This is a genomic window from Actinomadura sp. KC216, from assembly GCF_004348535.1.
In the GTDB taxonomy this organism is placed as follows: domain Bacteria; phylum Actinomycetota; class Actinomycetes; order Streptosporangiales; family Streptosporangiaceae; genus Spirillospora.
In genome coordinates, this window is record NZ_SMJX01000452.1 from 1 (window position 1) to 5,157 (window position 5,157).

Sequence of the window (5,157 nt, forward strand, 5' to 3'; positions counted from 1 at the left end):
GAGCGGGTGTCCATTGATGCCCGGGGGGGCCTACTCTGTCCCCGGGTCCTGTTCGGGTCGACCGGCGGGGGGTAGCGCGTGCCTCTGCTTCACAAGATCGCTGGAGTTGTGATCGTCTGCGCCGTGGTCCTGGGGCTGACGCTTCCCGGTGAACGGGGGCCGCGGGACGGGGAGCCCGCGGCGGAGCGGGCCGGGAACTCGTCCGGGACGGCCGACGCCGCCAGCGCGGCCAAGGCGAGCGGGACGCCGGTGCCCGGCGGGTCCGCGCCGCCGTCGGCGTCCGCGACCCCGACCGGGCCGATCCCGGCGGCTGCGCCCGGCGCGGTGGCCGTCAAGGCGAACGAGCTGGGCCAGGTCCCGGTGCTCATGTACCACCGGATCGTGGCGAAGCCCGAGATGTCGCTGGACCGGTCGACGAAGGAGCTGTACGACGAGCTCACGCGGCTCGCCAAGGGCGGGTACAGCCCGATCACCGCGGGGGAGTTCGCGAGCGGGCGGTTCAACGTCCCCGCGGGGAAGCATCCCGTGGTGCTGACGTTCGACGACAGCACCCCCGGGCATTTCACGCTCGACGCGGCCGGGCGGCCGCAGGCGGACACCGCGGTCGCGATCATCCAGCGGGTCGCCCAGGAGAACCCCGGGTTCCGGCCGACGGCGACGTTCTTCCTGAACAAGGAGCTGTTCGGGCTGGAGGGCAGCCCGGTCACCGCGGCGCTGAAGTGGCTGACGCAGAACGGGTTCGAGCTCGGCAACCACACGATGACCCATCCGAATCTCGCGGGCATGTCCGAGAAGAAGGTGCGCGAGGAGATCGGCGGGATGGAGGACCGGATCTACCATCTGACCGGGGCGCACACGGCGACGCTCGCGTATCCGTTCGGGTCGGTGCCGCGCAAGGAGAAGTGGGCCCGCAGCGATGGTGCGCGGTACGCGTTCCAGGGGATCTTCCTCGCCGGGTGGCGTCCGTCGCCGTCGCCGTTCGCGGAGGAGTTCGACCGGTGGAACATCGACCGGGTCCGCTCCGAGGGCAAGATCAAAGAGAACGACTGCACGAAGTACTGCTCCACCGCATGGCTGGAGTACCTGGACAAAAACCCTGATGAGCGGTACACATCTGACGGAGACCCGAACACGGTGACGTTCCCGAGGACGGCCGAGGACCGGCTGGACGGGACGTACCGGGCGCGGGCGCGGGCATACTGACGGCGCGCCGCCATCCGGATTGACCACGGGAGTTCGGTCCCATATCCTGATCGCTGCGCTGTGGGCCTGCGCGCGCTTCGGACGGAGCAGGCTCGCGCTCGGTCAGGTCGGCGACAACGGTTCGGTTCTATGACGCGGCAGCGACCGCGTCCCATTCCGGTCTTCGGCAGGGCGGATACCGGCCCTCCGCGCACAACCCATACGACTTCCATGTCCGTACCGGAGCCAGCCGACACATGACGAGCAGCACCGAGGCCACCTCGACCACCCCGCAGGTAGCGGTCAATGACATCGGGTCCGAGGAAGCCTTCCTCGCCGCCATCGATGAGACCATCAAGTACTTCAACGACGGCGACATTGTCGAGGGCACTGTCGTCAAGGTCGATCGTGACGAGGTCCTCCTCGACATCGGCTACAAGACCGAGGGCGTCATCCCCTCGCGCGAGCTGTCCATCAAGCACGACGTCGACCCGAACGAGGTCGTGTCGGTCGGCGACCACGTCGAGGCCCTGGTCCTCCAGAAGGAGGACAAGGAGGGCCGGCTGATCCTGTCCAAGAAGCGCGCCCAGTACGAGCGCGCCTGGGGCACGATCGAGAAGATCAAGGACGAGGACGGCATCGTCACCGGCACCGTGATCGAGGTCGTCAAGGGCGGCCTCATCCTCGACATCGGGCTGCGCGGCTTCCTGCCCGCCTCCCTGGTCGAGATGCGCCGGGTGCGCGACCTGCAGCCCTACGTCGGCCGCGAGCTCGAGGCCAAGATCATCGAGCTGGACAAGAACCGCAACAACGTGGTCCTGTCCCGCCGCGCCTGGCTGGAGCAGACGCAGAGCGAGGTCCGCCAGACCTTCCTCAACACCCTGCAGAAGGGCCAGGTCCGCAAGGGCGTCGTGTCGTCCATCGTCAACTTCGGCGCGTTCGTCGACCTCGGCGGCGTGGACGGGCTCGTGCACGTCTCCGAACTTTCCTGGAAGCACATCGACCACCCGTCCGAGGTCGTCGAGGTGGGCCAGGAGGTCACGGTCGAGGTCCTGGACGTCGACATGGAGCGCGAGCGGGTCTCGCTGTCGCTCAAGGCGACGCAGGAAGACCCGTGGCAGCAGTTCGCCCGCACCCACCAGATCGGCCAGGTCGTGCCGGGCCGCGTCACCAAGCTGGTGCCGTTCGGCGCGTTCGTCCGCGTCGAGGAGGGCATCGAGGGCCTGGTGCACATCTCCGAGCTGGCCGAGCGGCACGTGGAGATCCCCGAGCAGGTCGTCCAGGTCGGCGACGAGATCTTCGTGAAGATCATCGACATCGACCTCGACCGGCGCCGGATCAGCCTGTCGCTCAAGCAGGCCAACGAGGGCGCCGCCGGAGTCGAGGAAGAGGACTTCGACCCGACCCTGTACGGCATGCCCGCCGAGTACGACGACCAGGGCAACTACAAGTACCCCGAGGGCTTCGACGCCGAGACGGGCGAGTGGCTGCCCGGCTTCGACGAGCAGCGCGAGACCTGGGAGCGGCAGTACGCCGAGGCCCGGTCCCGCTTCGACGCCCACCGCCGGCAGATCGAGGAGGCCCGCAAGGCCGAGGCCGAGGCGGGCGCCGAGCCCGCGGGCGGCGGCGCCGAGCGCGGCGGCTCGGGCGGCGAGACGTCCTACTCCGGCGGCGGGGAGAGCGAGTCCGGAGGCGGCGCGCTCGCCACCGACGAGGCTCTCGCCGCGCTGCGGGAGAAGCTGTCCGGCGGCCAGTGACCCATCACTGATCCGCCACCTGGCGCACGTGTCGTCCGCGACAGGGCCGTGAGTCCATGACCACGGTCCTGTGCGGCGGCCGGTGACGTTCCGACCACGGCCGGAGAACGATCCCGCGGGATCGCGCTCCGGCCGTGCTTCGCTGCGCCGGGTTCGGTAGCCTCGCCGTCGTCCCGAAGGCCTGTTCATCCCCCGGGAGCACACGTTCAAGTGGCCAGCACAGAGGTAGGCACGAGGACCGGCGGGCCCGCCCCCGCCGCCCCGCCGATCGTCCCGCAGGGCCCCGCCAGGCTCGCGCTGATCGCCGTCACCGTCGCGGTGCTCGCGCAGACGCTCCGGTTCTCGCTGCCCCAGCTCGACCGGTTCGCCGACTCGGCCGGCACCGGGGTCGCCGCCTTCGGCGTCCTCGCCGTGTACCTCGCCGGGTTCGCCGCGCCGCTGATCCGCCGCGCCGCCGGGTTCCGCGGCCTGCTCCTCGCCGGTGTCGGCGGGCTCCTCGCCGTCCGGCTGCTCGCGCAGGCCATCGACCCGCGCACCTGGCTCGCGTTCGCCGGCACCGCCATCGGCATGATCGCCGTCGCGGCGCTGTACGAGGGCGCCCGCGGCCTGTCCGGCGTCGGGTTCGCCACCGCCACCGTCGCCGGGCTGTCGATCGACACGGCCGTGCGGATGTGCTTCGCCACCTGGGACCCGGTGTGGCGGTCCGGAATCGGGCCGTGGCTGGCGTGCCTGGCGTTCGTCGGCCTCGGCGCCGCCGCGCTGTACCGGGAGCTGGCGTCCGGGCCGGTCGCCGCGCCCGGGATCTCCTGGCGGGACGCGCTCGGCGCCGCCGCGTTCGGACCGTTCCTGGCGCTCCAGGTCCTCGTGCTGTCCAGCCCCGCGTTCGTCGCGTCGTCGGGCTGGCGGTCGCTGACCGCCGCGCACATCGTGATCGTCATCGGGCAGGGGCTCGCGCTGGCGTTCCTCGCGTCCGGCCTCGCCGTCCGGGCCGTGCCGGGCGGGGTGTGCGTGCTCGGCGGCACCGTCCTCGGGGTCGGCGCCGGAGCCGTCGCCGGGACGTACGCCGTCTCCGGCATCGAGGTCGTGCCGATCGTGATCCTCGGGCAGGTGCTGTCGGCGTGGCTGCTGGCGGTCGCGTGCCGGGCGCCGCTGCGCCGCGCCGGCACCGGCGGGCCGGTGTGGCGGGTCGACGTCGGCGCCGCGCTCGGCGGGCTGCTGATCGTCCTGATCCTCGTCCCGTACCAGGTCAGCGCCGTGTCGCCGCTGCCGTTCCCGAACAACCTGCTGCCCGGCCTCGCCGGGATCCTGCTCGGCGCGCTCGCCGCGATCGCCGCCGCGCGCGGCGGTCCGCTGCCCGCCCGCGCCCCGCTGCGCGCCCTCACCGCGGGCGGCGCCGCGCTCGGCCTGCTCGCCGGGACGCTGGTGTTCACCATCGCCGCGCCCGACGGGAAGGCGACGGCGGCGCCCGTCCCCGGGACGGTGCGCGTGCTCAGCTACAACATCCACGACGCCGTCGACCAGTCGGGGCGCCTCGACCCGGAGGGCATCGCCCGCGTGATAGAGGGGCAGCGCGCCCAGGTCGTCCTGCTGCAGGAGGCCGGGCGCGGGTCGCTGCTGTCCGGCACCGCCGACGTCGGCGTGTGGCTGTCGCGGCGCCTCGGCATGACGCTGATCTGGGGGCCCGCCGCCGACGGGCAGTTCGGCAACGCGATCCTCACCTCGCTGCCCGTGCACAGCTCCGGCACGGGCCGGATGCCGCGCGGCGACTGGTCGCAGATCCGCGGGTACGTGTGGGCGCGGCTCGGCGTCGGCGGCACCACGATGGACGTGTGGTCGACGCACCTGGAGGGCGGCGACGACCAGGCGGACGAGCGGTCCCGCTCCATCGCCGCGCTGCTGCGCGCCTGGGGCGGCGCGCCCCGCACGCTGATCGGCGGCGACTTCAACGCCGGGCCCGGCAGCCCCGAACTGGCCGCGATGACCGAGGGCACCGACCTGCGCAGCGCCGCGATCGGCGACGACACGTCCCCGACCAGGGCCGACGGCGAGCACGTCGACTGGATCTTCGGGTCGGACGGCGTCCTGGTCACCGAGTACGACGTCCCGGTGTCGCGGGCCTCGGATCACTATCCCGTCGCGGTGACCGTCCGGATCGGCCGCTGAGCGGTCGGGGCACGCGTCCCGCCGCTAGGGTCGTCCCCATGAGCGAAGCGAACCC

The 5,157-nt window shown here is 72.3% G+C and carries 3 protein-coding genes; all 3 read left to right on the forward strand.

What is annotated here, in order from left to right:
- Positions 1-123: 123 nt before the first annotated feature.
- The 3 genes from E1264_RS39760 to E1264_RS39770 all read left to right on the forward strand — a co-directional run bounded on the left by E1264_RS39760 (position 124) and on the right by E1264_RS39770 (position 5,102).
- Positions 124-1,203 (forward strand): polysaccharide deacetylase family protein, encoded by a 1,080-nt coding sequence (locus tag E1264_RS39760; protein ID WP_243711459.1) that lies wholly within the window; start codon positions 124-126, stop codon positions 1,201-1,203.
- A 236-nt stretch (positions 1,204-1,439) separates the two neighbouring features.
- A complete protein-coding gene (gene rpsA / locus E1264_RS39765; RefSeq protein WP_132182278.1) occupies positions 1,440-2,939 on the forward strand; it encodes a 30S ribosomal protein S1 in 1,500 nt (499 codons plus the stop codon).
- 210 nt (positions 2,940-3,149) lie between these two features.
- On the forward strand, positions 3,150-5,102 hold the full coding sequence (locus E1264_RS39770; RefSeq protein WP_132182280.1) for an endonuclease/exonuclease/phosphatase family protein: 1,953 nt from the start codon (positions 3,150-3,152) through the stop codon (positions 5,100-5,102).
- The last annotated feature ends 55 nt before the right edge of the window (positions 5,103-5,157 follow it).